Here is a 24,926-nt window from a genome sequence, read left to right on the forward strand (position 1 = left end):
CCCCTAGAGCCCGAGCACGGTGCGGGCGATGATGGTCTTCTGGATTTCGTTGGTGCCGGCGTAGATGGTCACCACCCGGCGGAACAGGTGCCGCTCCGTCCAGCCGCGGCGTTCCCCGGCGTCGGGGTCGGACCCGTCCTCCGTGATGTGGATGCCGTCCTCCCCCATCACGTCCATGGCGAGATCGCTGATGGATTGCTGGAGGCGGGAGCCGATCACCTTGACGATGGACGCCTCCGGCCCCGGCTCACGGCCCTGGGTCTGGTCGGCGAGGATGCGCAGGATGGTCGCCTCCAGCGCTGACAGCTCCACCTCCAGCCCGGCGACGCGCTGCCGGATGCCGGGCAGGTCGGCGATGACGCCGCCGCCGGGGGCGGGGGTGCGGGCGGCCAGCGCCTTCAGCCGGGTGAACTCGCGGCGGGAGCGGTGGACCTGGGCGTTGTTGATCCGCTCGTGCCCCAGCAGGAACTTCGCGTAGGTCCAGCCCTTGTCCAGCTCGCCGACCAGCGCGTCGTCGGGCACCCGCACCTCGTCGAGGAACACGGTGTTGACGCTGTGTGCGCCGTCGATGGTGATCACCGGGTGCACGGACACGCCGGGCGCCTTCATGTCCAGGATGAACAGGGACAGGCCCGCCTGCGGCTTGACCGCGCTGTTGGTGCGGGCGAGGCAGATCATCAGGTCGGCGAAATGGCCTTCCGTCGTCCACGCCTTCTGCCCCTGAATGACCCAACCACCATCCACCTTGCGCGCGGTGGTGCGCAGGGAGGCGAGGTCGGAGCCGGCGTCCGCCTCCGAATAGCCCTGGCACCAGAACTCCGCGCCAGAGCGGATCGTCGGCAGGTAGCGGGCCTTCTGCGCCTCCGACCCGAAGGTGTAGAGCGTCGGCCCCACCAGATAGACGCCGAACACGCTGAGCGGCGGGGCGTCGGCGTCCGCGCATTCGGATTCGAAGATGAAGCGCTGGATCGGCGTCCAGCCGGTGCCGCCATGCGCCGCCGGCCAATGGTGCGCGGCCCAGCCGCGCTCGTCGAGGATGCGGTTCCAGCGCGCCATGTCCTCGCGCGACAGATGGATGCCGGCCCGCGTCTTCTCGGCGAGGTCGGCGGGCAGCATCGCGCGGATGGACGCCCGGACATGGCGGCGGAAGGCCTTTTCGTCGTCGGTGAAGAGGGAGTCCATGACCTGTTCCGAAGCTGACTGTTCGTTGGGTGAGCATTGGCGGAGGGGCGGCAGCCCGGCAAGCGGCGGTCTGGCTTCGCCGCCAGACCAATCGCCAATGGTTCAGGGCAGGAGCACCAGCGCCCCGGTGGTCTGCCCGGCCTCCAACCGGCGGTGTGCCTCGGCGGCGTCGGCCAGCGGGAGCCGCGTCCCGATCTCCGGCCGGACCCGGCCCGACGTGACCATGGCGAACAGGCTGTCGGCGCCCGCCTGGAGGTCGGGCAGGGTGCGCAGGTGGGCGAAGACGCCGGGCACGGCGACCGACAGCGACCGCTGCGGCCCCAGGGCGGCGAGCGGCACCGCGCCCAGCGGCTCGCCGACCTGTCCGAGATTGACCGCGGTCCCGAACGGCTTCAGGCAGTCCAGCGAGCGCGTCAGCACATCGCCGCCCATGCCCTCGTAGACCGCATCGACGCCGGCGCCGTCGGTCAGCCGCTTCGTCTCCGCCACGAAATCCTGCTGCCGGTGGACGATCACCGCGTCGCAGCCGACGCGCGTGGCGGCCTCGATCTTGGCTTCCGACCCCACCGTGCCGATGACGCGCGCGCCGAGCGCCGACGCCCACTGGCAGAGCAGGCTGCCCAGCCCGCCCGCGGCGGCGTGGACCAGCACCGTGTCGCCGGCCGCCAGCGGCCGGACACGGGTGACCAGCATATGCACGGTCATGCCCTTCAGCATGATCGCCGCCGCCTGGTCGAAGGGCAGGGCGTCGGGAATGCGGACGAGGCCGCGGGCCGGCATCAACCGGGCGCTGGCGTAGGCGCCGATGGGCGGGCCGGCATAGGCGACGCGGTCGCCGGGGGCGAAGCGTTCGACATCGGGGCCGACCGCCTCGACCACCCCCGCGGCCTCCACCCCCACGGCACCCGGCAGGGCGGGGATGGGGAAGACGCCCTTGCGGTGGTAGACGTCGATGAAGTTGATGCCGACGGCGTGCTGCCGGACCAGAACCTGACCCGGTCCCGGCGCACCGATGGTCACCTCTTCCATTTCCATGGCCTCCGGACCGCCATAGGCGCGGATCCTCATCTCCTGGGCCTTGAACATCGCGTTTCCTCCCCTTCGCTTGGCACGCGAAAGGTCCCGGCGGGGGCTCTTTGGCGCAAGACGTTCATTGGTCTGCACAAGAGACCACCCACCCCCTCGCAAGAGGACGGGCTTCCGGCCAGAAAGGTTCGTGCAACGAACCGAACCGCCCCGGCCGCCGATGTCCGACACTCCCCCCGACCTTCTCCTGCTCACGGTTCCGCAACTGCTGGAGCGCCGCGCCGCGGAGACGCCGCACCGGATCGCCCTGTCGGCGCAGTCCCGCGGCGGCTGGCGGGACCGGCTGAGCTACGCCCAGCTTGTCGAGCGGATGAACGCCATGGCGCGGGGGTTCGCCCGGCTGGACCTGCGCGAGGGCGACCGCATCGGTGTGCTGCTGACCAACGACGCCGGGCGCGAATGCATCCTCACCGCGCTGGGCGCCCTGCGGTTGGGCGCGGCGGTGGCGCCGCTGAACACCCGCTCGTCGGACGAGGAGCTGGGCCACGCGCTGGCGCTGGTGGAGCCGGCCGCCGTGGTGACGACGACCGCGTCGGCCGCGCGGATCGCCGCGCTGTGGCCGGCGGCGCGGCTTTTTCTGGTCGATGCCGGGACGGATGCGCCGGCCGGTGCCGTGCGTTGGCCCGAGCCGGTGGAGGAGGCGGCCGGCGCGCCGCCGCCGGTCGCCGATGATCCCGACCGGCTGACCTGCCTGCTGTTCACCTCCGGCACCACCGCGCGGTCGAAGGCGGTGATGCACACCCACCGCACGATGATCGGGGCGGGGCTGTGCTGCGGCACCGCGCTGGGGCTGGGGCCGGGCGACCTGTACCAGGGCGGTTGGCCCTTCTTCACCAGCTCCGGCCTCAACCTCGGCTGCATGGCGAGCTGGACGACGGGGGCCGGGCTGGTCTTCGAGGGCGTGCTGGACAACGCCGGGCGGCTGCGGCTGATCGCGGCGGAGCGGAGCACCTTCTACCACGGCGTCCCGTCGGTCGTGCATTTCATGATCGAGGAGTACGCGCGTGGCCAATACGATGTCGCCAGCCTGCGCCGCGTCGGTTATGGCGGGTCGGCCATGCCGGCGGAGGTGATCCAGCGCCTTGGGGAGCGCTGGCCGCGGGTCGAGCCGGTCCAGATCTACGGCATGACGGAGAGCGGCCCCGCCGGAACCGTGCTGCCGCCGGAGGACCGCTGGCGCAAATACGGCTCCATCGGCGTGCCCATGCCCTGGTGTGCGGTCTCCATCCTGGACGAGGCGGGCTTCGCGCTCGGCCCCGGCGAGACGGGGGAGATCGCCATCCATGGCCCCGGCGTGTCGCCCGGCTATTTCCGCAACCCGGAGGCGACGGCCGCGGCCTTCGTCGGTGGTGCCATCCGCACCGGCGATGTCGGCCATCTCGACGAGGACGGCTATCTGTTCTTCACCGACCGGCGGAAGGACATCATCAACCGCGGCGGTCTGAAGATCGCGTCGGTCGCCGTGGAGCATGTGCTCTACCAGCATCCGGCGGTGCGCGAGGCCGCCGTGGTCGCGGTGCCGCACCGGGATTTGGGCGAGGACGTCGCCGCCTGCATCGTGCCGCCGCCGGGCGTCAGCCCGGATCTGTCGGACATCGCCGCCTTCTGCGCCGGCCGGCTGGCCGATTACGAACGGCCCCGCCGCTGGCTCGTGCTGGACGAACTGCCGAAGAACCCCATGGGGAAGGTCCTGAAGACCGAGCTTCGGGCCCTCCTGGAGCGCGGTGCGGGGTAACGCTTGAAACGCTGATCGTTCGCATGACGGATGCTTGACATACGAACGTTCTCCGTACATGATATATCATATAAAACGGACCATCAGAGTCGGGAGGAACACGTGGCCAAGCCTTCACGGAACCGGATCGCCCTTTTGGCATCCACCATGCTCTTCGGCGTTCTCGCGGCCGGGCCGGCGCTGGCCCAGAGCGCGGTCAAGATCGGCTGCGCCCTGCCGCTGAGCGGCGGATCGGCGACGGTCGGTAACCAGACCCGCGCCGGCGCCCTGGCCGCGGCCGAGCAGATCAACGCCGCCGGCGGCATCAAGGCGCTGAACGGCGCCAAGCTGGAGGTCGTCTTCGGCGACACCCAGTCCAAGGCCGACATCGGTGTGACCGAGACCGAGCGTCTGGTGACGCGCGAAAACGTCGCCGCGCTGTGCGGCGCCTTCAACAGCGCCGTGACCTTCCCGGCGACCGAGGTGGCCGAGCGCTACAAGACGCCATGGGTGGTCGTCGGCTCGGTCAAGGACGAGATCACCGAGCGGAACTTCAAGTACGTGTTCCGCATCAACAACAAGGCGACCTACGACGCGCGCGAGCAGCTCGACGCGCTCGATCTCCTGGCGAAGGAGACGGGCAAGAAGCCCAAGACCATCGCCATGCTGTACGAAGGATCCGACTGGGGCCGTTCGCACGCCGCCAACGTCAAGCGTTTCGCCAAGGACCGCGGCTACGACATCGTGCTGGACGAAGCGGCGCCGCCCAACCAGGTCGATTTCTCCAACCAGCTCCTGAAGATCCGCGGCGCGCGGCCGGACGCGGTGATCGTCGCGCTCTACACTCCCGACCATCTGCTGTTCAGCCGCCAGCTCATGGAGCAGCGCCTGGATCTGCCGTTCGGCATCCACTCCGTCGGCGGCGGCACCGAGGATCCGGCCTTCTACAAGGGCCTGCCGCAGCGCGCCGTCGATTACGTCTTCGTGCAGGAGGACTGGCAGATCGACAAGCTGCAGCAGACCAACGACAAGACCATCCTCGCCATCGCCGAGCGGACCAAGGAGATGCTGGGCTACGGGATGAGCGCCTACGCCGCGCAGGGTGCATCGGCCATGTATGTGCTGGCCGACGCGCTGGAGAGGTCGGGCTCGACCGACCGCGAGAAGCTGCGCGACGCCATCGCCGCCTCGGACATCCAGAGCGGTCCGGCGCTGATCACCGGCTACGGCCGCATCAAGTTCGACGAGCAGGGCCAGAACACGCACGCCCACGGCGTCATCTCGCAGAACCTGAACGGCCAGCGCCGCACCATCTGGCCGCTCGAGAACCGCGGCTCCGAGACCAAGCCGGTCTGGCCGGTTCCGGCCTGGAGCGAACGCAAGGGCTCCTGAGGCGGGAACCGCAGGCCACGAGGGAGCGGCCCCGGCGGCGGCCGCTCCCCCCTGACCACCTTCCACCCGTAGGACCCACCCCATGGACCCGCTCATCCTTTCCTTCGCCGTCGTCAACGGCGTGCTGCTCGGCGGCATCTATGGCGGCGTGGCGCTCGGGCTCAGCCTGATCTTCGGTGTGCTCCGCGTCGTCAACTTCGCCCACGGTTCCTTCCTGATGCTGTCGCTCTACATCGCCTTCTGGTGCTGGAGCCTGCTGGGCCTCGATCCCTACCTGAGCGTGTTCGTCACCGTGCCGGCGATGTTCGGGCTGGGCTATTTCGTGCAGAGCGTCATCATCTCGCCGCTGATCCGGCGCGAGCGCGCGCTGGTGGTCGAGCCGCTGAGCGCGCTGCTGCTGACCGCCGGCGTGTTCCTGGTGCTCGACAACCTCGCGCTGATGGCCTTCGGACCGAACGTGCGGGCCGTGCAGGTCGATTATTACCTGCCGAGCCCGATGCTGGGTCCCATCCCGCTGAACCCGCAGCGTCTGATCGGCGCGCTGGCGGCGGTGCTGGTGGCGCTCGGCCTGTCCTGGTGGCTGCGCCATTCCCACATGGGCCGGGCCATCCGCGCCACCGCCCAGAATCGCGATGCGGCCGCCCTGTCGGGCATCAACGTGCCCTTCGTCTACGCCGTGACCTTCGGCATCGGCTGCGCCGTGCTCGGGCTGTTCGGATCGCTGATCGCGCCCTTCATGCCGATCTCGCCGTCCATCGGCGTGGCGTTCGGTATCAAGTCCTTCATCGTGGTGGTGCTGGGCGGGCTGGGCAGCATTCCCGGCTGCATCGTCGGCGGCATGGTGATCGGCGTGTTCGAGGCGGTCGCCTCGCAGCACATCACCGCCACTTCGGCCGCCATCGGCTCGCTGGGCCTCTTCATCCTCATCCTACTCGTGCGCCCGCAGGGCATCATGGGGAGAGCATGAACACACGCACCATCACCGCGACCCCGCGGAGCGCCGCCGGCCTGCCGCTGGGCGCCCTGGCCGCCGGCCTCGGCTTCGGATGCGTCGCCCTCGTCCCGCTGCTGGTGGACGATCCCTTCCTCATCCACTCGCTGATCATGGTCCTGTTCTTCGCCTACATGGCGTCGTCCTGGAACTTCCTGTGCGGCTATGTCGGCCAGCTCTCGCTGGGCCACGCCATGTTCAGCGGTGTGGGCGGCTACGTCTCCGTGCTGATGTTCACCCAGCTCGGCCTCAGCCCGTGGATCGGCATGCTGTTCGGCGGGCTGCTGGCGGCCGGGCTGTCGGTGCTGATCGGCTACCCGACCTTCCGGCTGAAGGGGCCGTACTTCACCCTGACCACCATCGCCTTCGCCGAGATCGTCCGCATCTGGGTGGAGAACACCAACGACTTCATCGGCGTGCCGCTGAAGGGGGCGGAGGGGCTGGTGGTGCCGGCGGCCGGCGACAGCCTGTGGGCCTTCCAGTTCAGCTCCAAGACGCCCTACTTCTACATCATCCTGGCGATGCTCGCCCTGGTGATGCTGGCGACGCGGCTGATGGAGCGGTCGAAGCTCGGCTACTGCCTGAAGGCGGTGCGCGGCGATCGCGACGCGGCGGAGGCGCTGGGCATCAACCCCACCCCGTCCACGCTCGCCGCACTCGCCATCAGCGCCTTCATGACGGCGCTCGGCGGCAGCTTCTACGCCCAATTCTTCCGCTACATCAACCCGGAGCGGAACATGGGGCTGGAGCTGTCCATCGACATGGCGGTCATGACCATCATCGGCGGACAGGGCACCGTCGCCGGGCCGCTGCTGGGCGCCCTCATCCTCACCCCGATCAGCGAGATGGCGCGCAGCCACCTCGGCGGCGGCCTGCCGGGCCTGCATCTGGTGGTGTACGGCCTCGTGCTGATGGCCTGCGTCCTCTACTTCCCGAAGGGGGCCATCGCCCCGCTCGGCCGCCTCGCCAAGCGGCTGACCGACCGCCGGGGGAGCCGTCCATGACCACGACCATTTTGGACGTTCAGGGGATCAGCAAGCGTTTCGGCGGCGTTCAGGCGGTGAAGGATTTGTCCTTCTCCGTCGGCAAGGGGGAGATCCTGGGGCTGCTCGGGCCGAACGGTGCGGGCAAGACCACCGCCTTCAACATGATCGCCGGCTATTTGCGCCCCGACACCGGCAAGGTGCTGTTCGAGGGGAAGGACATCGCGGGCAAGCGGCCGTGGGACGTCTGCAAGGCCGGCATCGCCCGCACCTTCCAGCTTTCCAAGCCCTTCGGCGACCTGAACGTGATCGAGAACCTGATGGTCGGCGGCTTCTGCCGCACCGGCGACCGGGCGCGGATCCGCGAGCGGGCGGAGTGGATGGCCGATTTCCTTGGCATGGGCCGCCAGCGCGAGGCGGAGGCCAACAACCTCACCGCCTTCGACCGCCGCAAGCTGGAGCTGGGACGGGCACTCTGCACCGAGCCGCGGCTCCTGCTGATGGACGAGGTGGTGGCCGGGGCGACCCCCAGCGAGGCCGGCGAGATGGTGGAGCTGGTGCGCCGCATCCGTGACATGGGCATCAGCGTGTTGATCGTCGAGCATGTGATGAAGGTCATCATGTCGCTCAGCGACCGGGTCGTGGTCCTCGATTACGGCGAGCTGATCGCCGACGGCGAGCCGCAGCGCGTCGTCGCCGAGCCGCGGGTGCTGAAGGCCTATTTCGGAGAGCGCTATGTCCAGTCCCGCGCTTAGGCTCACCAACCTCCACGCCGGCTATGGCGACGTGCGCGTGCTGCGCGGCGTGGATCTGGAGCTGCCGGTCGGCGCCATCGTGGCGCTGATCGGCTCCAACGGGGCCGGCAAGACCACCTTGCTGCGCACCGTCTCCGGCCTGCTGCGGCCGACCGCCGGCACCATCGAGCTGGGGGGCGAGCGCATCGACACGCTGCCGCCGCACCGGGTGGTGGAGGCCGGTTTCGTGCAGTCGCCGGAGGGCAAGCAGCTCTTCACAGGCATGACGATCCTGGAGAACCTGATCGTCGGCGCCCACACCCCCCGCGCCCGCGCCCGCCGGGCCGAGACGCTGGAGGAGGTGTTCGAGCTGTTCCCCATCCTGGCCGAACGCCGCCAATCCCCCGCGTCCGCCCTGTCGGGCGGGCAGCAGCAGATGGTGGCGGTCGGGCGCGCGCTGATGGCGCTGCCGCGGGTGCTGGCGCTGGACGAGCCGTCGCTCGGCCTCGCCCCCATCATGGTGGACCGTCTGTTCGAGTCCATCGCGCGCATCCGCCAGCGCAACCTGTCCATCCTGATCATCGAGCAGAACGTCTTCCAGGTGCTGGAGATGGCCGATTCCGCCTATGTGCTGGAGAACGGCCAGATCAGCATGTCGGGCACCGGCGAGGCGCTTCTGAAGAACGACCACCTGCGCGAGACCTACCTGGGCCTGTGACCGCCCGGAGGCTCCTCAACAAGGCTGACATCATGTCCGACACTCACCCGACGGCACCCCGTGTCGCCGTCGTCACCGGCGGCGCCACCGGTCTGGGGCTCGCCTGTTCCAAACGTCTGCTGGCGCTGGGCTACCGCGTCCACGCGCTGGGCCGCGACGTGGAGGAGGAGATCGCCGATCGCAACTTCTCCTACCGCGACCTGGACGTCACCGACCGCGCCGCGGTCGCCGACTTTGCCAGCGCTTTCGACGGGGTGGATGCGTTGGTCAACGCCGCCGGCATCATCGTCCATGACGGTGCGGAGTTCACGCCCGACGGCTTCCAGCGGGTGATGGACGTCAACGTCAACGGCACGCAGCTCATGTGCATGGCCTTGCGGGACGCGCTGCTGGCCCGCCGCGGGTCCATCGTGAACTTCGCGTCCATGTGGTCGGTGTTCGGCTCCGGCCGCAACCCCGGCTACGCCACCAGCAAGGGGGCGGTGCAGGCGCTGACCCGCTCGCTGGCGGTCGCCTGGGGCGGGCAGGGGGTGCGCGTCAACGCGGTGGCGCCGGGCTGGGTGAAGACGCGGATGTCGGTGCGCGCGATGACCGATCCCGACCGCTCCGGCCCGATCCTCAGCCGCATCCCGATGGGGCGCTGGGGCGATCCGTCGGAAGTCGCCGACGTCGTCGGCTTCCTGCTGTCGCACGAGGCCCGCTACGTCAACGGCACGATGATCCCTGTGGACGGCGGCTACGCGGTCGCCTGATCCGCGCAGCGAAGGAAGGGACCACCCATGATCAGGATCTTCGGATCACCATCCCGCTACATCCAGGGGCCGGGCGCCCTGGACGGGCTGGCGCGCATCGCCGCCGGCTACGGGCCGCGCACCGTGATCGTCGCCGACCAGGCGGTGCTCGACCTGTTCGGCGAGCGGCTGGCGGCGCAGTTCGAGCGGCCGGTGCCCATGCTCGCCTTCGCGGGCGAGATCACCCACGCCGCCATCGCCGCCCTGACGGCCGAGGCGGCGCCGCACGACCCCGACCTCGTCATCGCCATCGGCGGCGGCAAGGCGCTGGACGCCGGCAAGGGCGTGGCGGTGCAGCTCGACCGCCCGATGGTCACGGTGCCGACCATCGCCTCCAACGACGCGCCGACCAGCGGGGCCATCGCGGTCTACGACGAGCGGCATGTGATGATCGCCGTGGACCGCATGCGCCGGAACCCGGAGGCGGTGGTGGTCGACACCGCCGTCATCGCGCAGGCCCCGGCCCGCTTCCTGCGCTGGGGCATCGGCGACGCGCTGGCCAAGAAGTTCGAGGCGGACGGCTGCGCCGCCGGCACCGGGGTCACCCCCTTCGGCACGCGCCCGCTGCTGACCGCCGGCGCCATCGCCGAGGCCTGCTACCGGACGCTGCGCGCGCACGCCGTCACGGCGCTGGCCGATGTCGAGCGCCACGCGGTGACCGAGGCGGTCGAGATGGTGGTCGAGGCGTCGGTGCTGATGAGCGGGCTGGGCTTCGAGAACGGCGGTCTGTCCATCGCCCACTCGATGACCCGCGGGCTGGTGCTGGCGCGGGGGGCCAGCGCGGCACCGCATGGCGAGCAGGTGGCCTACGGCCTCCTGGTCCAGCTTGCGGCCGAGGGCCGCGACGATGCGGAGCTGCACGACATCGCGGGCTTCATCCGCGGCATCGGCTTGCCGGGCAGCCTTAGCGACCTCGGCATGGCCGATCCGACGGCGGACGAGATCGCGGAGATCGCCCGGCTGACCATGACGGCCCCGCACACCGCCAACCTCGCCGTGCCGGTCACCGCCGCGTCGCTGGTCGACGCCATGCGGCGCATCGAAACCCTGGACGCGGGCACGGCGGCCTGATGGCCGGTTCCGAACGCGCGGAGCCATACGCAAAACAAGGATATATCATGTATCATACAACAGGGAGGCGGGCATGGCCTTGACCAACCACCCCAGCGAAACCCCGAACCTGAGCTTCCTGAAGGAGAAGGCGCTGCAGCTCCGCCGGCTGATGCTGGTGCAGGCGGCCGGCAAGGGACAGGGCTATCTGGGGCAGGGGCTCGGGCTCGCCGAGTTCCTGGCGACCCTCTACCATTATGAACTGCGCTACGACCGCGACAACCCGGAGTGGGAGGACCGCGACCGCTTCTTCCTGTCCACCGGGCATTACTCCATCGCCTTGTGGGCGGTGCTGGCCGACATCGGCTATGTGTCCAAGGAATCGCTGCCAACCTACGGCGCGGACGAAAGCCCGCTGGAGATGAGCACCATCGAGGGACGGGTGCCGGGCGTGGAGATGACCGGCGGCTCGCTCGGTCATGGCCTGGGCATCGCCGTGGGGGCCGCACTCGGTTACCGGCTGTCCAAGCGCGACGCCCGCGTCTTCGTGGAGGTCTCGGACGGCGAGTTGCAGGAGGGCTCGACCTGGGAGGCGGCGACGGCGGCCAACGCCTTCGGGCTCGACAACCTCGTCGCCTTCGTCGATTGCAACGGCATCCAGGCGGACGGCGCCATGGTCGTTCCCATCGAACCGGTGGCGGACAAGTGGCGGGCCTTCGGCTGGGACGTGATCGAGATCGACGGCAACGCGCTGGATCAGGTGGTCGGCGCCATGCACTGGGCGCGCATGGCGCGCGGCCGGCCCAAGGTGGTGGTCATGCGCACCAAGCCCGGCAAGGGCATCGCCCGGCTGGAGGCGCGGGAGAAGGCGCACTTCATCCGCGTGGGCGCCGACGAATGGGACGTGATCGCCAAGGAACTGGAGGCCGAGAATGCTTAAGGGCCGCACGCTGGGCATGGGCGAACTCGAACGGATCGAGGACCGCCCCTTCCGCACCGCCCCCTTCGCCGCCGGCACGCTGGCCGCCGCCACGCGCTGCGACCGGCTGGCGGTGCTGACCGCCGACCTCGGCAAATACACCGACGTCCACCCGTTCCGCGACGCCCATCCCGACCGCTTCTTCAACGTCGGCATGGCGGAGCAGGCGCTGGTGTCGGTGGCGGCCGGCCTCGCCAAGACGGGCTGGACAGCCTATTGCACCACCTACGGCGCCTTCGCCACGCGCCGCGCGCACGACTTCCTCGCCATCGCCTGCGCCCATGGCGGGGCTGCTGTGAAGATGTTCGCCGGCAACCCCGGCCTGACCACCGGCTATGGCGGCACCCACCAGGCCATCGAGGATCTGGCGCTGATGCGCGCCATTCCCGACGTGACCGTCATCGATCCCTGCGACGCCACCGAGATGCAGCAGATCGCCGAGCAGGCCATCGACATCCCCGGCACCGTCTATTGCCGGCTGCTGCGCGGCAACGTGCCGGTGGTGCTGGACCCCGCCACCTACCGGTTCGAGGTTGGCAAGGCCACCCGCTTCGGGGAGGGCGGCGACGTCGGCTTCGTCAGCACCGGCTTCATGACGGAGCGCTGTCTCGACGCCGCCCGCAAGCTGGAGACGCAGGGCGTGCGCGCGTCGGTCCTGCATGTCGGCACCATCAAGCCCTTCGACGCCGCCGCGGTGGCGGAGTTCGCGGGCTCGGTCACCCGGCTGGTGACCGCGGAGAACCACGTGCTGGTCGGCGGCCTGACGAGCCTCGTTCTCGACGCCATGCAGGAGGCACAGATTCTCCGGCCCATGCTGAAGATCGGCATTCCCGACCGCTTCATCGAATGCGGCTCCGTGCCGTATCTTCAGGACAAGTACGGCCTGACGGCCGCCCGCGTGCACGAGCGGGTCGCCGCTTGGCTGGACCGGTCCGGCACTTCCGCCGCCGCTTGAGAGGGAGTCATTATGCCGCTGGTACAGATACGCCTGCTTGAAGGCCGCACGCAGGAGCAGAAGGAGGCCATGTTCGCCGCTGTGACGGAGGCAATCTGCAGCACCGTCGATTGCCAGCCCGGCGATGTCCGCATCGAGGCCATCGACATGCCCCGCAACCAGTACGCCGTCGGGGGCGTCAGCGTCGCGCGGCGCGATGCCAAGGCGGCCGGTTCCTGAACCGGTGGCGGCGTCCCGGCGGCGGCTTCAGTCGTCGCCGGGGATCGCCGGTCGGGTTATCGGCACCCGCCGCACCGTTTCGCGGTAGAGGATGTAGAGGCCGCTGGCCACCACCACCGCCGCACCCGCGATCACGTGGGTGGTCGGCACCTCGCTCCACAGCAGCCAGCCCAGCAGAACCGCCCACAGGATGCTGGTGTAGTTGAAGGGGGCGATGACCGAGGCCGGTGCCGCCATGTAGGCCCGCGTCATCAGAAGCTGCGCCACACCGCCGATCAGGCCGCAGCCGATCAGCAGCCAAAGGTCGTGTCCGTTGTCGGGTGTCCGCCACCAGAAGGGCAGGGTGCCGCCGCACAGGATCGTGGTCAGAAGCGTGAAGTAGGTGACGGTCGCGTTCGGGCTTTCCGACCGGCCGAGCTGGCGCACCATGATCATGGCGAGCGCCTGGAAGAAGGCCGCGGCCAGCGCCACCAGCGCGCCCAGGTTCAGCACGTCGGCTCCCGGCCGCGCCATGACCAGCACACCGACGAAGCCCACCGCCACCGCGCTCCACCGGTGCACGCCGACCTTCTCCGCCAGCAGCGGCACCGACAGCGCGGTCAGGAACAGCGGAGCCGCGAAGTTCAGCGCCACCGCCTCGCCCAGCGGCAGCAGGGCGAAGGACAGGAAGGACAGGACCATCGCCATGCCGCCGAACAGGCCGCGCCACAGATGGCCCCAGGGGCGCGCGGTGCGCAGATCCCGCAGCCCGACCGGGTTCAGGGCGACCGCGATGCCCACCGGGATCAGCGCGAACGCGCTGCGGAAGAAGACGATCTGGTTGATCGGATAGTCCGCGGACAGCTCCTTGATCATCGTGTTCATGACCGAGAACAGGAACACGGTGGCCAGCATCAGGACGATGCCGAGCGGCACATTGTCATCGCGCATGGGGAACGGAGACCGGCGGACGGGAGGGAGTTCGACCTTAGCAGAACCCTTCGCGTCCGCAGCATGCCGTACCGTCATGCCGGATACGCGCGTTGCCGGGCGTCGCAGGGCACCAACCGGCGTCTGCGGCGTTTACCCGGGAGACAAACGCCACCTTCGAGGTCCGCACCATGCCCATCGTCCTGTTCCTGATCCTCGTCATCCTGGTCGCCCAGTTCGGCTTCTGGGACACTTTCCAGGGCGTGCTGGGCGCCGTCGGCGTGGTGGTGCTTCTGGTCGCGCTGCTGATCGCGGCAGGCGCGGTCGGCGTGGGCATGGTGATGAAGCGGATGCGCTGACGGGGGCGGCGGTCACTCCGCCGCGGCGTCGGTGCCCTCGCTGACGGCGAGATCGAGAAGCGGCAGGAAGCTGGTCGGCTCCTGCGCGCCGGAAAGCGCGTAGCGGCGGTTGAAGATGTAGCAGGGCACCGCCTGGAGCCCAAGCTGTCGCGCCAGCGAGTCGGCCGCCTGCACGCCGATCACCTCCGCATCGCCGGCAAGCGCCGTCTTCACCTCCTGGAAGTCCAGGCCGGCGGTGGCCCCGCAGGCGGCCAGCGTGTCGCGGTCGCCGATGTCGAGCCCGTCGACGAAATAGGCGTGGAACAGCGCGTCGGCCACGGCGCCGCCGATGCCGCGGCGGTTGCCCATGCGGATGACGCGGTGCGCCTGGAAGGTGTTGGGCGTGCGGCGGATGCGGTGCAGGTTGATGGGCAGGCCGTCGCGCTCCGCCGTCTCCTCGATCACGGTGTTGATCTGGCGCGCCCGCTCCGCCCCGCCGAACTTGTTCGCCAGATACTGGCTGCGCTCCATCCCGCCGGCCGGCATGTCGGGGTTGAGCTGGAAGGCCTGCCAGCGGACTTCGGGTGCCAGCCGCGGGCGCTCGCGCAACGCGCGGGTCAGGCGGTGCTTTCCGATGTAGCACCAGGGGCAGATGACATCGGCGAAGGTTTCGATCAGCATGTCGGCAGTATCCACCATCCCGGCCGCCGCTTCAATCGCGGCCCTTTGTCGATGACGGTGCAACCCTTTGTTAACGCTGGACGCCGACAGTGGTCCCATCGTCGGAGGAGGTCCCGCGATGGCGGACTCGTATGTGGATGGCAAGGTGCGCGAGGCGCTGGTCGCCGCGAAGGGCAGCCGCGCGATGGCGCAGAAGCTGCTGATGACCTGGGCGACAAAGGATGAGCGGCTGCTGCTGGGCATGGCGCAGCCGTTCCTGAAGGCGATCACCGGTGCCGCCATCGAGGGCGTGGCGCGCCGTGGCGGCCCATCCGGCTCCTCTCGGCCGGCGCCGCGTGGTGTTACGTCCGGCGGCCTGTCGCGCGAGGCGCTGGAGCGGGTGCTGAGCCGCATGGGCGAGGACCCGGCCCCGCGCCCGGCCGCGCCCATGCAGGTCGCCACCACCATCGTCAACCGCGGTGACGGCGCCCCGAAGGGCGTGACGCATGAAAGCGCCATGAAGGCCATCGCCAAGGCCTTCGTCGCCAAGAAGGTGCGCTGACCGCCTACCAGCGCGACGCCGAGCGCCGGTGCTCCGCGAAGCGTTCCGACAGGAAATCCAGAAACACCCGCACTTTGGCTGAGAGGTGGTGGCGCTGCAGGTACATGGCGTGGATGTCGGTGTCGATCCCGGACCAGTCCGGCAGCACGCGGACCAGATCGCCGGAGCGCAGGCAGTGCGCCACATCCCATTGCGAGCGCAGGATGATGCCGTGCCCGGCGATGGCCCAGTCGACCGCGACCTCGCCATGGTTGGTGGCAAGCCGGCCGTGGATCTTGACCGCCTGCTGGGCGTTGCCGGACACCAGCTGCCAGATGTTGTAGGCCCCGAAATATTCACGGATCACGATGCACTGGTGGTCCGCCAGATCGCGCGGAGTCGCCGGTGCCGGATGGCGGGCGAGATAGGCCGGCGAGGCGCAGAGATAGCGGTGGTTCGACGCGATCTTGCGCGTGAGATGCCCGGTGTCGGCCCCCATGCCGATGCGGATGCCGATGTCCACACCCGCCGCCGCGAGGTCCAGCGGTTTGTCGGTCAGTTGCAGGATGACCTCGACCTCCGGATGCAGGCGCGCAAAGTCGCCGATGGCCGGGCCGACATGCCGGCGCCCGAAACCGATCCCGGCGTTGACGCGCAGCAGGCCGCGCGGCGCCTGCCGGCTGGCGGTAAGCTCGCGTTCGAGCTGCTCGATGTCGCCCAGGATGCGCCGACCTTCCTCCAGGTAGCGCTCGCCTTCGGCCGTCAGGCTCTGGCGCCGGGTGGTGCGGTTGAGCAGCCGCACACCGAGCCGCCCCTCCAGCGCGGCCAGCCGGCGGCTGACCGCCGGGGCGGTGACGCCGAGGTCCTGCGCCGCCGCCGCCAGCGTCGGATGGCGCGTCAGCGTGACGAAGAAGGCGAGATCCGCCGCGTGGTCCATGGTCGGCGATTATTGCTCTCAGCGCATGAGTGTCGCGAGTATAGCGGCATTGATGGTGTGGAGGATAGCAATATGCTCACGAACATCATCGACAACCCGGCACCACCATGGACATCGTCAGCACCGCGCTTCCCGCCCTGGCACTCGGTGCGGTCCTCGGATTCTTCGGGGGCGTGTTCGGCATCGGCGGCGGCATCATCGCCATTCCCGTGCTGGTCCTGGGCTACGGCATGGATCAGGCTACGGCGCAGGGCACCGCGCTGGCGATGATGGTGCCCAACCTCGTCATGGCGTGGTGGCGCTATGTACGGCGCAACCCGGTCGGGCTGGGGTGGGCCGCTGCCGGTGTCGCGGTGGTGGCCACCGTAACCACCTGGTCTGCGGCGCGCATCGCCCATGGGCTGGATCCGACGCTGCTGCGCACATTGTTCGCCCTGTTCCTGATGGCGGTCGGGCTGGGCCAGCTTCTCGAGCGTTTCGGATGGACCGCGCGGACGCCGGCACGAGCGGCTTTCATGCCGCTGGTCGGGCTGGCCGGGGGATGCAGCATGGGGCTGCTCGGCGTGGGCGGCGGGCTGGTCGCGACGCCGCTGCTGACGGGGTTCTTCGGGCTCGGGCAGCGTGCGGCGCAGAGCGTCGCCCTGGCGCTGGTCACGCCCAGCGCGGCGGCGGCGCTCGCCAGCTACGCGGGGGAGCGGAGCGTGGACTGGCCGATCGGGTTGGCGCTGGCGCTGGGCGGGATCGCCACGGTGTCGGCCGGCGTCGCCGTCGCCCACGCCTGCTCGGAGCGGGCGCTGCGGCGCTCGTTCGGTGCCATGCTGGTGCTGACGGGGCTGCTGCTGTCGGTCCGGTGATGACCGTCGGGATCAGGAACGGAGAGGGATGATCATGACAATCCAGCGCATCGACCACATCGTCCTGACGGTGGCCCGCATCCCCGTCACCTGCGACTTCTACAGCCGCGTGCTGGGGATGGAGGTCGTGACCTTCGGCCAGGGGCGCAAGGCTCTGTCCTTCGGCAAGCAGAAGATCAACCTGCACGAGGCCGGGCGCGAGTTCGAGCCGAAGGCGATCCGCCCGACGCCGGGCTCGGCCGATCTGTGCTTCATCGTCGCGGGCGAACTCGATGCGATGATCAGTCGTCTGCGCTCCGAGGGACTCGACATCGAAGAGGGTCCGGTGGAGCGCACCGGCGCCACTGGGCCGATCCGCTCGGTCTACATCCGCGATCCCGACGGCAACCTGATCGAACTGTCCGAATGCGCCAGGTGATTGATAGGCGCCCGATCCACGCGGGCAACGTGTTCCGTTGGTTCGGCGTGTGTCAAGCCGACCCCATTGGTGGACCGCTCCCTCGCGCGCTGATTGAGAGAAAAAATTGGCGGCATTGAGTATTTCTTCACAGTGGTGTCAATGGCGCGTTGTGCACAAACCGCTTGACCAGCTCAAGCGCGGCGTTAAGCTGTGTGCAGTGATTTATTCTCTAAGTCTTGACGAATTCATCAAAATTCGTCAGAACTGTTAAGATTCATGTCCGGGCATGGTGACAATCGGAATTCTGTCATTCGGTGGGGCGATCAACCAGAGCTTTCCGCCGCTGCGGTTGAGGGCATTGCTCGGGGAGAGCGCGATCCAGGGGGCGTGTCTGACGCTGATCGGTGCGGAACGCTCCGAACCCGGATGCCTGTGGGGTGAGCGTTGGAAGGATGGCCGGTGGGAGCCCGGTGCCCTGACGCTGCCCGATGTCGTGATCGTCCAGGGGCGCCCGTTGACCGATCACCATCGCACGGTGGCGGCGTGGATCGCCGCCCGGTGTCCGGTGATCGCCGATGCCGAGATTGACAAGCTGACGCTGCCCGTCCTGCTGCGCCGGGCCGGGCTGGACCGGTATGTGGTGCCGGTTGCCGAGCTGCCGGCCGACGGTGTGATGGAGGTGATGCGGGCCTTCCTTCACGACCATCCGCAAGCCGTGGTCAAGGCGGCCGATGGCCGGAACGGGATCGGGCTGTATTTCATCGACAGGGATGAGGGCGGCTGGCGGTTGCAGCGCGATCGGGAATTGCGGGTCGGCAGCCTTGACGAGCTCTTGACCTTCCTGGGCGGGCGCCTTGCCGGGCGCCTCGTCTATCGCCGATTTCTGGTCCAGCGATACATTTCATCCCGGACGGCCGACGGACGGGCCGCAGACATTCGTATTCATCTGCAACGACGCGATGATGGGACTTGGGGAACCACGCGGTCCTATGTGCGGATGGCGGAATACGGGATGAGGGTCAGCAACATCGCCCGCGGCGGCTACCAGGGTTCGCTGGCCGGCTTCTTCGAGGGGCGCCGGCGCACGGTGGCGGACGTCGGGCGGGAGATCGATGACCTCGTCCTGGCGATCGCGCGTGTCGTCGATGATCACCACGGTGCCCCGATGTCGGAGCTGGGAATCGACGTCGCGGTCGATCAGGACGACCGTCTCTGGGTGATCGAAGCGAACGCCTTTCCGCAGACGAGCCTTCACGAACAGCGGCGCGCGATCCACACCATCGGTTACGCGCGTTTCGTCGCGGCCTTCGAACGCCACCGCCGCACCACGTCCGGACGGCCCGATCCCGACGCCCGATCCATGTGAGTGCAGGAATGGACAGTCTTACCGACGACACGAGCGATTACCACGCCATCTGCATGAGGACCGCGGCCGCCGCGAAGGGGATCGGCGCGCGGTACGTCATCGCACCCTATGGAGGGCGGTTCCCGGAGCCGAGGCGCTGGCTGACGTTCACGGCGGGCGGGCGCCGGTACTACTTCTCGGCCGGCTGGCTGGTGGAGGGTGGCCGTGATCCCTGGGGGAGGCTCGGCCGCCACGTCAACGAGGACGCGACGCTCGTCGTCCGGGACAAGAACCGGCTGAAGCTCCATCTGGCCGAGCGTGGCTTCTGTGTTCCGTCCGGGCGGGTCTTCCGCCGCAACGATCTGGCCGCGGCGCTGCGGGCCTTCGACGCCATGCCCGGCCCTCTGTGCGTCAAGCCCAACCTTGGAACCCAAGGCGACTGCGTCGTCACGTCGATCCGCAAGCGCGCGGATTTCGAGGCGGCGGTCCGGCGGGTGGCGGCCGGCTACCAGAAGATCCTGGTGGAGGAGAGTGTCGGCGGGTCGCTGATCCGCTTCTTCTATGTGCGGCCCGCCGTCGTGGCCGTGAAGCTCAGCCGGCCGGCCAGCGTGGTCGGTGACGGGAGTGCCGACCTCATCCGGCTGATCGAGGCGAAGAACCTCCGGCGCCGGCGGCGGTCCGTGCCAGGGCATGAGCCGATCGTGGTGGATGACGAGGTCCGCCGTTTCCTCGAGACGCAAGGACGCAGGCTGGAGGATGTGCCGGCAGCCGGCGAGCGGGTGTGTCTGCGCGGCACTTCGAACGGGGCGACCGGCGCCGACAGCATCGCCGCCCCGGGCCTCGTCCACCCGAGCTATGCCGGGGTGGTCGCGGCGGCCTGCAACTCCGTACCGGGTCTCAATGTCTCCGCGATCGACGTGATGATCCGCGATCCCGGCGAGCCAGCGGCGCCTGGGCGATACTGGATCCTGGAAATGAACCGCAGCCCCGGCGTCACCCCCTACCACCACCCGTGGAAGGGGGAGGCGCAGAATGTGTGCGGTGCGGTGCTCGACCTGCTTGAGCGGGGATACGAGCCGGCCGCGGCCGCCGAAGCCTGAGAAGAGGAATGCGTGATGGAGGAGCTGACCGTCCCCACCGTGACCGCGGTGAACCGCTGGATCATGGTGCATGTGGCGACTTTGCTGGGGGTCGATTCCGGCACGATCGATCCGGCCGCCCCGCTGTCCACCTACGATCTTGATTCGGTGGACGCGATTGAAATGGCGATGCAGTTCGAATGCGCGTTCGGCCGGGCGATCCACCCGGAAATCTTCATGGATGGCGACCGGAGCATCGATGCGCTTGCGGAACAGTTGGCGGACCCATGAGCGACATTCCGGAATGGGTCCATACGCTGAACAAGCCGCCGGAGTACGCCTTCGACGTCCTGAAGGATCCCGCGTCGTCCCCGGAACGGCGGCTGGCCGCGTGCCAGCTTCTGATGCGGCTCGGCATTATCCGCTGGACCATGGAGCATCTGGAGTCCCTGCGCTCCCATCCCGAACTGACGGTGAGGGTCGAGCAGCTCCTCGCCATAGGCTGGGAATTGTGGGACACGGACCTGACGCAGGGCAACCCGGTCCCGGCGATCCCGCTGGAGACGTGCCCGGTCGGCGATGTCTGGATCGTGCCGGCGGGTAGCCACCGCACGGTTCTCGTGTTTCCTGGACGCTACGCGCACATGTGGGTGTCGGTCTATCTGATGCAGCGCCTGCTGGAACCGCACGGCGTCAACGTCATCCATGTCTTCGACGCGTTGGATGCCTTCCACCTCGGCGGCATCGGCGGGATGGGAAACAGTCTCGAAGCGGCCCAGCACATCCTGCGCCGTCTTGCGGCCAACATCGGCACTCGGCAGCTCTATTGCTTCGGTCAGTCGAGTGGAGGCTACGCGGCGCTCCGCTACGGTCTTGATATGGGGGCCACGGCCGTTCTGGCCTTTTCACCGATGGTCTTCCAGCCGCGCCGACCGCGCTGGCTGGCCCACATCCACGCCAAGACGGGGCGGCGGTTCGGGCCGGATGACATCGATCTCCGCCCCTTGTACCGGCGGTACGAGGAGGAGGGGCGATCACCGCCCCGGACGACCATCTTTTGCGGCGCGAACAACGAGGCGGACATGCGGTCCGCCGCCGAGCTTACGGATTTCGTGGGCGTCAAGCATTTCACGCTCAACGGCATCAGCGCCCACGACATCACCCCCAACCTCCTGCACGCCCGGCTTTTCCACCCGATCCTGACGCGCTTCTTCGAGGATCCGGCGGAATCATGAGGCTGTGGCCGGCAATTCCGAAGCCGGCGCTATTCCTGATCGAACCAGCCCTTCTTCTTGGGCAGCGGGCGGATGACGGGGGGCGGGCTGGCGAGGGCGGTGTGGCCGTTCTTGTAGGGGTCGGGCAGATAATGGCAGTCGACCGCCGCCAGCGTGCGGTAGCAATAGACGTTGGAGCGCACCACCTCCACCTTCTCTGGGCAGTAGTAGCCGGTCTGCTCCAGCGACACGACCGAGCAGTCCTCCCCCTTGATGCCCGAGACGACATGGTCGACCAGCGTCTTGTCCGTGGCGTTCAGGGAGACGATGTTCGCCGCGATGCCGACACCGACCGCAGCGTCCGAGCAGGCGCCGAGCGCCAGCGCCGCCGCAAGAATGCCCAACCGGTGCACGCGCGCCATGGCCGCTCTCCAACCTTCGATGCGCCCATTGCGGGGGCCTGCGGTTAAGGAAAGCTGAATTTCGGCCGGGTGGCACCGGCCCCTCGGGGCTACCGCAGCAGCGCGCAGGTCCGGCCGCGGCATTGAACCAGCACGAAGGCGTCCTTGTCCTCCGAGCAGCTCACCTTGAACACCGTCTGGCCCTGCCGGCCGGGGTTGTAGCTGACGGCCTCCAGCTTGGTCGGCGTGCAGTTGGCCGCGCGTGCGACATCGCGCGCCTCCGCTTGACCGGCCGTCACGGTGACGGCGGCGGCCGGCCCGGCGAATGCCAGACAAAGGGTCATGGTCAGGGCGGTGAGCGGGCGCATGCGTCCTGTATGGCAGCATCCGCCCGAAACCGGAAGGGTGTGTGGGGAGCGCTCAGGCTTTGTCGGCGCTCTTGCGGTCCTCCTCGACCTCGCGGGCAACGTCCTCCACCGCTTCTGGATCCAGCTTGCGGGCTTCCTCCACCAGCCGCTTGCCGGCGCGTGTGTCGCCGTCCTCGACCTTGTCCAGGGCCTGTTCGGCCAGATCATGGGCTTTCTTCGCGTCGTCCTTTGCCATCGTTGCAAATCCTTGGTTGTCGGGAACTGCGATCGAACCCACAACCGGCCACGGGCGGGATCGTCCCGTCGGAGAAGACCGGCCGAAAGCCGTTGTTTGAACCAGCCGAATGTCCCAATCTGGATCTACCGCCGCGCCACGGGTGAGACACACTGGCGCCACGTCCTGCGGGACGGCGCCGGACCCGTCGGCCCGGACGCTTTCGGATTGAGGGAGACGAGACGATGGATGGGATCCGCGGCACGGATGCCGGGCAGGCCGGGTTGAACATGGACAACCATTGGATGCCCTTCACCAGCAACCGGGATTTCAAGCAGGATCCGAAGCTGTTCGCGCGTGCGGAGGGCATCCACTTCTACGACCCGCAGGGGCGCGCGATCATCGACGGGTCGTCCGGCCTTTTCACCACCCCCGCCGGCCATGGCCGTCGGGAGATCGCCGAGGCCGTCTACAAGCAGCTCATGGAGCTGGACTACACCCCCAGCTTCACCCGCAGCCACGCGAAGTCGTTCGAGCTGGCCGAGCGCATCGCCAAGCTGACGCCGCCGGGCATGAACCGCATCTTCTTCGTCAACTCCGGGTCGGAGGCGGTGGACACCGCGATGAAGATCGCGCTCGCCTATCACCGGGCGAAGGGCGAGGGCCAGCGCACGCTGTTCGTCTCGCGCGAGCGCGCCTACCACGGCGTGAACTTCGGCGGCGTGGCGCTCAGCGGCATGGTGCGCAACCGCCAGACGTTCGGCTTCGGCCTGCCGGCGGCGGTCCACATGCGCCACACCTGGCTGCCCGAGAACAAGTTCGTGAAGGGCCAGGCGGAGACCGGGGCCGAGCTGGCCGAGGATCTGGCGCGCATGGTGGCGCTCTACGGTGCCGAGACCATCGCCGCCTGCGTCGTCGAGCCGATCGCCGGCTCCACCGGCGTGCTGGTGCCGCCCAAGGGCTATCTGGAGCGGCTGCGCCAGATCTGCGACCAGCACGGCATCCTGCTGGTGTTCGACGAGGTGATCTGCGGATTCGGCCGCACCGGTCGCGCCTACGCCGCGCAGAGCTTCGGCGTGGTGCCGGACATCATGACCATGGCGAAGGCCATCACCAACGGCGCCCAGCCGATGGGTGCGGTCGCGGTGAAGCAGGAGATCCACGACACCATCGTGAACTCGGCGGCCGAGGAGGCGGTGGAGTTCTTCCACGGCTACACTTGGTCGGCGCACCCGGCGGCCTGCGCCGCCTCGCTCGCCACGCTCGACATCTACGAGAACGAGAAGCTGTTCGAGCGGGCGCAGCAGATGTCGGCCTATTTCCTCGACACGCTGTTCTCGCTGAGCGACCTGCCGGTGGTCACGGACATCCGCGGTTACGGCATGCTGGGCGGTGTTGATTTCGCGCCCATGGGTTCCCCCGGCAAGCGCGGCAACCTGATCCAGAAGCAGCTCTACGACGCCGGGGTGCACGTGAAGGCGACCGGTGACACCATCATCGTCGCCCCGCCCTTCGTGATCCAGGGCGAGGAGATCGACCGCATGGCCGAGATCGTCCGCAGCGTTCTCGCCAAGCATTGAGCACCAGACAAGGCCGCCGGTTTATCCCCGGCGGCCTTGCCGTATCGCCGACCAAGAACAAACACCCGGAACCGGTTCACCCCAGAAAACAGTGGAGGCTTCGAGATGACGTGGAACCTGAAATGGCTGGCCGCCGGCCTGTCCTTCGCGGTGCTGGCACCCTTCGCGGCGAACGCCCAGACGAAGGAAATCACCATCGCCTACCAGGACATGATCGTTCCCTGGCGCGTGGCGATGGCCAACCAGGACCTTGAGAAGGCCACCGGCTGGAAGATCAACTGGCGCCAGTTCGGCGGCGGCGGCGACGTGGTGAAGGCCATGGCGTCGGGCGACGTGGCGATTGGCGAGGCCGGCTCCAGCCCGATCGCCGCGGCGCTGAGCCAGGGCGTCGAGGTCGAGCTGTTCTGGATCCTGGACGACATCGGCGACGCCGAGGCGCTGGTCGTGCGCAACGGCTCCGGCATCGACAAGCCGGCCGACCTGAAGGGCAAGAAGCTGGCGACGCCCTTCGTGTCCACCAGCCACTACCACCTGATGTTCGCGCTCAGCGAGTTCGGCTTCAAGGCGGGCGACGTGCAGGTGCTGAACATGCGCCCGGCCGAGATCGCCGCCGCCTGGCAGCGCGGCGACATCGACGGCGCCTTCATCTGGGATCCGGCGCTGTCGCAGGCCAAGCAGAACGGCAAGGTGCTGGTCTCCTCCGGCGGGCTCAGCGACAAGGGCCGGCCGACCTTCGACGGGCTGATCGTGCAGAAGTCCTTCGCCAAGGCCAACCCGGAGTTCATGACCAAGTTCGTCCAGACCATCGCCGCGGCGGACGAGAAGTACCGCCAGAACAAGGCTGCCTGGACCACCGGCTCCGCCGAGGTCGCGGCCGTCGCCAAGCTGACCGGCGCCAAGCCGGAGATGGTTCCCGATGCGCTGGCCCTCTACCGCTTCCTGCCGCCGGACGTGCAGGCGTCCGAGCGCTGGCTGGGCGGCGGCAAGAACTCCGGTGCCGCCAAGGCGCTTGCCGACACCGCGGAGTTCCTGAAGGAGCAGAAGCGCGTGTCGAACGTGCTGCCCGACTACAGCGTCGGCGTGAACCCGACCTTCGCCGCCGCTGCCGCGAAGAAGTAAGAGCCGCCTGACAAGCCCCTCTCCCTTCGGGGAGAGGGTGGCGCCGCACTCTCCTTTCCGTCATCTCCGCACGGGCGGGGTTCCAGGGCTTTGCCGGCGCGTCGCCGAAAGAGGGCTGGATTCCCGCCATCGCGGGAATGACGATGACGCGCATCGGGAGTGTTCCGCGACGC

29 protein-coding genes are annotated in these 24,926 nt (G+C 68.7%); 21 read left to right on the top strand and 8 right to left on the bottom strand.

Annotated features, from left to right (window positions below; all coding sequences use genetic code 11):
• Positions 1-3 precede the first annotated feature (3 nt).
• On the bottom strand, positions 4-1,182 hold the full coding sequence (locus HL658_RS01990; RefSeq protein ID WP_180280209.1) for an acyl-CoA dehydrogenase family protein: 1,179 nt from the start codon (positions 1,180-1,182) through the stop codon (positions 4-6).
• 102 nt (positions 1,183-1,284) lie between these two features.
• Positions 1,285-2,268, bottom strand: coding sequence for a quinone oxidoreductase family protein (locus HL658_RS01995; protein ID WP_180280210.1), 984 nt, complete (start codon positions 2,266-2,268; stop codon positions 1,285-1,287).
• 160 nt (positions 2,269-2,428) lie between these two features.
• Between HL658_RS01995 and HL658_RS02000 the strand changes: the two genes are divergently transcribed.
• The 11 genes from HL658_RS02000 to HL658_RS02050 all read left to right on the top strand — a co-directional run bounded on the left by HL658_RS02000 (position 2,429) and on the right by HL658_RS02050 (position 12,794).
• A complete protein-coding gene (locus HL658_RS02000; RefSeq protein ID WP_180280211.1) occupies positions 2,429-4,003 on the top strand; it encodes a class I adenylate-forming enzyme family protein in 1,575 nt (524 codons plus the stop codon).
• A gap of 102 nt (positions 4,004-4,105) precedes the next feature.
• On the top strand, positions 4,106-5,374 hold the full coding sequence (locus tag HL658_RS02005) for an ABC transporter substrate-binding protein (RefSeq protein WP_211109637.1): 1,269 nt from the start codon (positions 4,106-4,108) through the stop codon (positions 5,372-5,374).
• 82 nt (positions 5,375-5,456) lie between these two features.
• Entirely contained in the window at positions 5,457-6,341 is an 885-nt protein-coding gene (locus HL658_RS02010; RefSeq protein ID WP_180280212.1) for a branched-chain amino acid ABC transporter permease, read from the top strand.
• Complete coding sequence (locus HL658_RS02015; RefSeq protein WP_180280213.1) at positions 6,338-7,369, top strand: branched-chain amino acid ABC transporter permease; 1,032 nt, start codon at positions 6,338-6,340, stop codon at positions 7,367-7,369. The genes HL658_RS02010 and HL658_RS02015 overlap by 4 nt, the downstream gene beginning before the upstream one ends.
• A complete protein-coding gene (locus HL658_RS02020) occupies positions 7,366-8,103 on the top strand; it encodes an ABC transporter ATP-binding protein (protein WP_180280214.1) in 738 nt (245 codons plus the stop codon). Before HL658_RS02015 ends, HL658_RS02020 begins: the two co-directional genes overlap by 4 nt.
• Positions 8,084-8,800, top strand: coding sequence for an ABC transporter ATP-binding protein (locus HL658_RS02025; protein ID WP_180280215.1), 717 nt, complete (start codon positions 8,084-8,086; stop codon positions 8,798-8,800). Before HL658_RS02020 ends, HL658_RS02025 begins: the two co-directional genes overlap by 20 nt.
• A 32-nt stretch (positions 8,801-8,832) precedes the next feature.
• Positions 8,833-9,552, top strand: a complete 720-nt coding sequence (locus HL658_RS02030; protein WP_180280216.1) for an SDR family NAD(P)-dependent oxidoreductase — start codon at positions 8,833-8,835, stop codon at positions 9,550-9,552.
• Between the two features lie 27 nt (positions 9,553-9,579).
• Positions 9,580-10,662 carry a glycerol dehydrogenase gene (locus HL658_RS02035; protein ID WP_180280217.1) on the top strand — a complete coding sequence of 361 codons (1,083 nt, stop codon included), beginning with the start codon at positions 9,580-9,582 and terminating at the stop codon, positions 10,660-10,662.
• Positions 10,663-10,735: 73 nt separating this feature from the next.
• Positions 10,736-11,581 carry a transketolase gene (locus HL658_RS02040; protein WP_180280218.1) on the top strand — a complete coding sequence of 282 codons (846 nt, stop codon included), beginning with the start codon at positions 10,736-10,738 and terminating at the stop codon, positions 11,579-11,581.
• The gene (locus HL658_RS02045) at positions 11,574-12,575 is read left to right on the top strand and encodes a transketolase family protein (RefSeq protein WP_180280219.1); all 1,002 of its coding nucleotides are present in this window, start codon (positions 11,574-11,576) and stop codon (positions 12,573-12,575) included. Before HL658_RS02040 ends, HL658_RS02045 begins: the two co-directional genes overlap by 8 nt.
• A gap of 12 nt (positions 12,576-12,587) precedes the next feature.
• Positions 12,588-12,794 (top strand): tautomerase family protein, encoded by a 207-nt coding sequence (locus HL658_RS02050; protein ID WP_180280220.1) that lies wholly within the window; start codon positions 12,588-12,590, stop codon positions 12,792-12,794.
• 27 nt (positions 12,795-12,821) lie between these two features.
• On the opposite strand, the gene HL658_RS02055 is transcribed toward HL658_RS02050, so the two are convergent.
• Positions 12,822-13,724, bottom strand: coding sequence for a DMT family transporter (locus tag HL658_RS02055; RefSeq protein ID WP_246337235.1), 903 nt, complete (start codon positions 13,722-13,724; stop codon positions 12,822-12,824).
• 170 nt (positions 13,725-13,894) lie between these two features.
• Here HL658_RS02055 and HL658_RS02060 point away from each other — a divergent pair, with 170 nt between their 5' ends.
• The gene (locus HL658_RS02060) at positions 13,895-14,062 is read left to right on the top strand and encodes a hypothetical protein (protein ID WP_180280221.1); all 168 of its coding nucleotides are present in this window, start codon (positions 13,895-13,897) and stop codon (positions 14,060-14,062) included.
• Between the two features lie 12 nt (positions 14,063-14,074).
• Here HL658_RS02060 and HL658_RS02065 read toward each other — a convergent pair whose 3' ends face one another.
• The gene (locus HL658_RS02065) at positions 14,075-14,722 is read right to left on the bottom strand and encodes a DsbA family oxidoreductase (protein ID WP_180280222.1); all 648 of its coding nucleotides are present in this window, start codon (positions 14,720-14,722) and stop codon (positions 14,075-14,077) included.
• Positions 14,723-14,840: 118 nt separating this feature from the next.
• Between HL658_RS02065 and HL658_RS02070 the strand changes: the two genes are divergently transcribed.
• Positions 14,841-15,263 (top strand): hypothetical protein, encoded by a 423-nt coding sequence (locus HL658_RS02070; protein WP_180280223.1) that lies wholly within the window; start codon positions 14,841-14,843, stop codon positions 15,261-15,263.
• A gap of 4 nt (positions 15,264-15,267) precedes the next feature.
• On the opposite strand, the gene HL658_RS02075 is transcribed toward HL658_RS02070, so the two are convergent.
• Positions 15,268-16,179 carry a LysR family transcriptional regulator gene (locus tag HL658_RS02075; protein WP_180280224.1) on the bottom strand — a complete coding sequence of 304 codons (912 nt, stop codon included), beginning with the start codon at positions 16,177-16,179 and terminating at the stop codon, positions 15,268-15,270.
• Between the two features lie 107 nt (positions 16,180-16,286).
• On the opposite strand from HL658_RS02075, the gene HL658_RS02080 reads away from it, so the two are divergent.
• The 6 genes from HL658_RS02080 (at position 16,287) to HL658_RS02105 (ending at position 21,092) form a co-directional block, all read left to right on the top strand.
• Entirely contained in the window at positions 16,287-17,033 is a 747-nt protein-coding gene (locus HL658_RS02080; RefSeq protein WP_180280225.1) for a sulfite exporter TauE/SafE family protein, read from the top strand.
• Positions 17,034-17,067: 34 nt separating this feature from the next.
• Positions 17,068-17,451, top strand: a complete 384-nt coding sequence (locus HL658_RS02085) for a VOC family protein (RefSeq protein WP_180280792.1) — start codon at positions 17,068-17,070, stop codon at positions 17,449-17,451.
• A 517-nt stretch (positions 17,452-17,968) separates the two neighbouring features.
• Positions 17,969-18,799, top strand: a complete 831-nt coding sequence (locus tag HL658_RS02090) for a YheC/YheD family protein (protein WP_180280226.1) — start codon at positions 17,969-17,971, stop codon at positions 18,797-18,799.
• 8 nt (positions 18,800-18,807) lie between these two features.
• Entirely contained in the window at positions 18,808-19,878 is a 1,071-nt protein-coding gene (locus HL658_RS02095; RefSeq protein WP_180280227.1) for a hypothetical protein, read from the top strand.
• 15 nt (positions 19,879-19,893) lie between these two features.
• Positions 19,894-20,148, top strand: a complete 255-nt coding sequence (locus HL658_RS02100; protein ID WP_180280228.1) for an acyl carrier protein — start codon at positions 19,894-19,896, stop codon at positions 20,146-20,148.
• Positions 20,145-21,092, top strand: coding sequence for an alpha/beta fold hydrolase (locus HL658_RS02105; protein ID WP_180280229.1), 948 nt, complete (start codon positions 20,145-20,147; stop codon positions 21,090-21,092). Before HL658_RS02100 ends, HL658_RS02105 begins: the two co-directional genes overlap by 4 nt.
• A gap of 29 nt (positions 21,093-21,121) precedes the next feature.
• Here the strand turns inward: HL658_RS02105 and HL658_RS02110 are convergent, their stop codons facing one another.
• From HL658_RS02110 to HL658_RS02120, 3 genes are all read right to left on the bottom strand, one after another.
• Positions 21,122-21,493, bottom strand: coding sequence for a hypothetical protein (locus HL658_RS02110; protein WP_180280230.1), 372 nt, complete (start codon positions 21,491-21,493; stop codon positions 21,122-21,124).
• Between the two features lie 89 nt (positions 21,494-21,582).
• The gene (locus HL658_RS02115; RefSeq protein WP_246337236.1) at positions 21,583-21,840 is read right to left on the bottom strand and encodes a hypothetical protein; all 258 of its coding nucleotides are present in this window, start codon (positions 21,838-21,840) and stop codon (positions 21,583-21,585) included.
• Positions 21,841-21,892: 52 nt separating this feature from the next.
• Positions 21,893-22,075 (bottom strand): hypothetical protein, encoded by a 183-nt coding sequence (locus HL658_RS02120; RefSeq protein ID WP_180280231.1) that lies wholly within the window; start codon positions 22,073-22,075, stop codon positions 21,893-21,895.
• Between the two features lie 224 nt (positions 22,076-22,299).
• Here HL658_RS02120 and aptA point away from each other — a divergent pair, with 224 nt between their 5' ends.
• Positions 22,300-23,634 (top strand): omega-aminotransferase AptA, encoded by a 1,335-nt coding sequence (gene aptA, locus HL658_RS02125; protein ID WP_180280232.1) that lies wholly within the window; start codon positions 22,300-22,302, stop codon positions 23,632-23,634.
• A 105-nt stretch (positions 23,635-23,739) separates the two neighbouring features.
• Positions 23,740-24,753: a taurine ABC transporter substrate-binding protein gene (tauA, locus tag HL658_RS02130; protein ID WP_180280233.1), complete on the top strand. Its 1,014-nt coding sequence runs from the start codon at positions 23,740-23,742 to the stop codon at positions 24,751-24,753.
• Positions 24,754-24,926: the final 173 nt, after the last annotated feature.

Origin of the sequence: Azospirillum oleiclasticum, assembly GCF_013423485.1 — a bacterium.
In the GTDB taxonomy this organism is placed as follows: domain Bacteria; phylum Pseudomonadota; class Alphaproteobacteria; order Azospirillales; family Azospirillaceae; genus Azospirillum; species Azospirillum oleiclasticum.

Coding starts and splice junctions, on each gene's coding strand:
- HL658_RS02015 (WP_180280213.1), top strand. CDS start 6,338: ATGAACACACGCACCATCACCGCGACCCCGCGGAGCGCCGCCGGCCTG.
- aptA (WP_180280232.1), top strand. CDS start 22,300: ATGGATGGGATCCGCGGCACGGATGCCGGGCAGGCCGGGTTGAACATG.
- HL658_RS02115 (WP_246337236.1), bottom strand. CDS start 21,840: ATGCGCCCGCTCACCGCCCTGACCATGACCCTTTGTCTGGCATTCGCC.
- HL658_RS02030 (WP_180280216.1), top strand. CDS start 8,833: ATGTCCGACACTCACCCGACGGCACCCCGTGTCGCCGTCGTCACCGGC.
- HL658_RS02020 (WP_180280214.1), top strand. CDS start 7,366: ATGACCACGACCATTTTGGACGTTCAGGGGATCAGCAAGCGTTTCGGC.
- HL658_RS02105 (WP_180280229.1), top strand. CDS start 20,145: ATGAGCGACATTCCGGAATGGGTCCATACGCTGAACAAGCCGCCGGAG.
- HL658_RS02085 (WP_180280792.1), top strand. CDS start 17,068: ATGACAATCCAGCGCATCGACCACATCGTCCTGACGGTGGCCCGCATC.
- HL658_RS02050 (WP_180280220.1), top strand. CDS start 12,588: ATGCCGCTGGTACAGATACGCCTGCTTGAAGGCCGCACGCAGGAGCAG.
- tauA (WP_180280233.1), top strand. CDS start 23,740: ATGACGTGGAACCTGAAATGGCTGGCCGCCGGCCTGTCCTTCGCGGTG.
- HL658_RS02120 (WP_180280231.1), bottom strand. CDS start 22,075: ATGGCAAAGGACGACGCGAAGAAAGCCCATGATCTGGCCGAACAGGCC.
- HL658_RS02010 (WP_180280212.1), top strand. CDS start 5,457: ATGGACCCGCTCATCCTTTCCTTCGCCGTCGTCAACGGCGTGCTGCTC.
- HL658_RS01995 (WP_180280210.1), bottom strand. CDS start 2,268: ATGTTCAAGGCCCAGGAGATGAGGATCCGCGCCTATGGCGGTCCGGAG.
- HL658_RS02100 (WP_180280228.1), top strand. CDS start 19,894: ATGGAGGAGCTGACCGTCCCCACCGTGACCGCGGTGAACCGCTGGATC.
- HL658_RS02110 (WP_180280230.1), bottom strand. CDS start 21,493: ATGGCGCGCGTGCACCGGTTGGGCATTCTTGCGGCGGCGCTGGCGCTC.
- HL658_RS02080 (WP_180280225.1), top strand. CDS start 16,287: ATGGACATCGTCAGCACCGCGCTTCCCGCCCTGGCACTCGGTGCGGTC.
- HL658_RS02070 (WP_180280223.1), top strand. CDS start 14,841: ATGGCGGACTCGTATGTGGATGGCAAGGTGCGCGAGGCGCTGGTCGCC.
- HL658_RS02095 (WP_180280227.1), top strand. CDS start 18,808: ATGGACAGTCTTACCGACGACACGAGCGATTACCACGCCATCTGCATG.
- HL658_RS02000 (WP_180280211.1), top strand. CDS start 2,429: ATGTCCGACACTCCCCCCGACCTTCTCCTGCTCACGGTTCCGCAACTG.
- HL658_RS02075 (WP_180280224.1), bottom strand. CDS start 16,179: ATGGACCACGCGGCGGATCTCGCCTTCTTCGTCACGCTGACGCGCCAT.
- HL658_RS02025 (WP_180280215.1), top strand. CDS start 8,084: ATGTCCAGTCCCGCGCTTAGGCTCACCAACCTCCACGCCGGCTATGGC.
- HL658_RS02040 (WP_180280218.1), top strand. CDS start 10,736: ATGGCCTTGACCAACCACCCCAGCGAAACCCCGAACCTGAGCTTCCTG.
- HL658_RS02055 (WP_246337235.1), bottom strand. CDS start 13,724: ATGCGCGATGACAATGTGCCGCTCGGCATCGTCCTGATGCTGGCCACC.
- HL658_RS02060 (WP_180280221.1), top strand. CDS start 13,895: ATGCCCATCGTCCTGTTCCTGATCCTCGTCATCCTGGTCGCCCAGTTC.
- HL658_RS02035 (WP_180280217.1), top strand. CDS start 9,580: ATGATCAGGATCTTCGGATCACCATCCCGCTACATCCAGGGGCCGGGC.
- HL658_RS02045 (WP_180280219.1), top strand. CDS start 11,574: ATGCTTAAGGGCCGCACGCTGGGCATGGGCGAACTCGAACGGATCGAG.
- HL658_RS02065 (WP_180280222.1), bottom strand. CDS start 14,722: ATGCTGATCGAAACCTTCGCCGATGTCATCTGCCCCTGGTGCTACATC.
- HL658_RS01990 (WP_180280209.1), bottom strand. CDS start 1,182: ATGGACTCCCTCTTCACCGACGACGAAAAGGCCTTCCGCCGCCATGTC.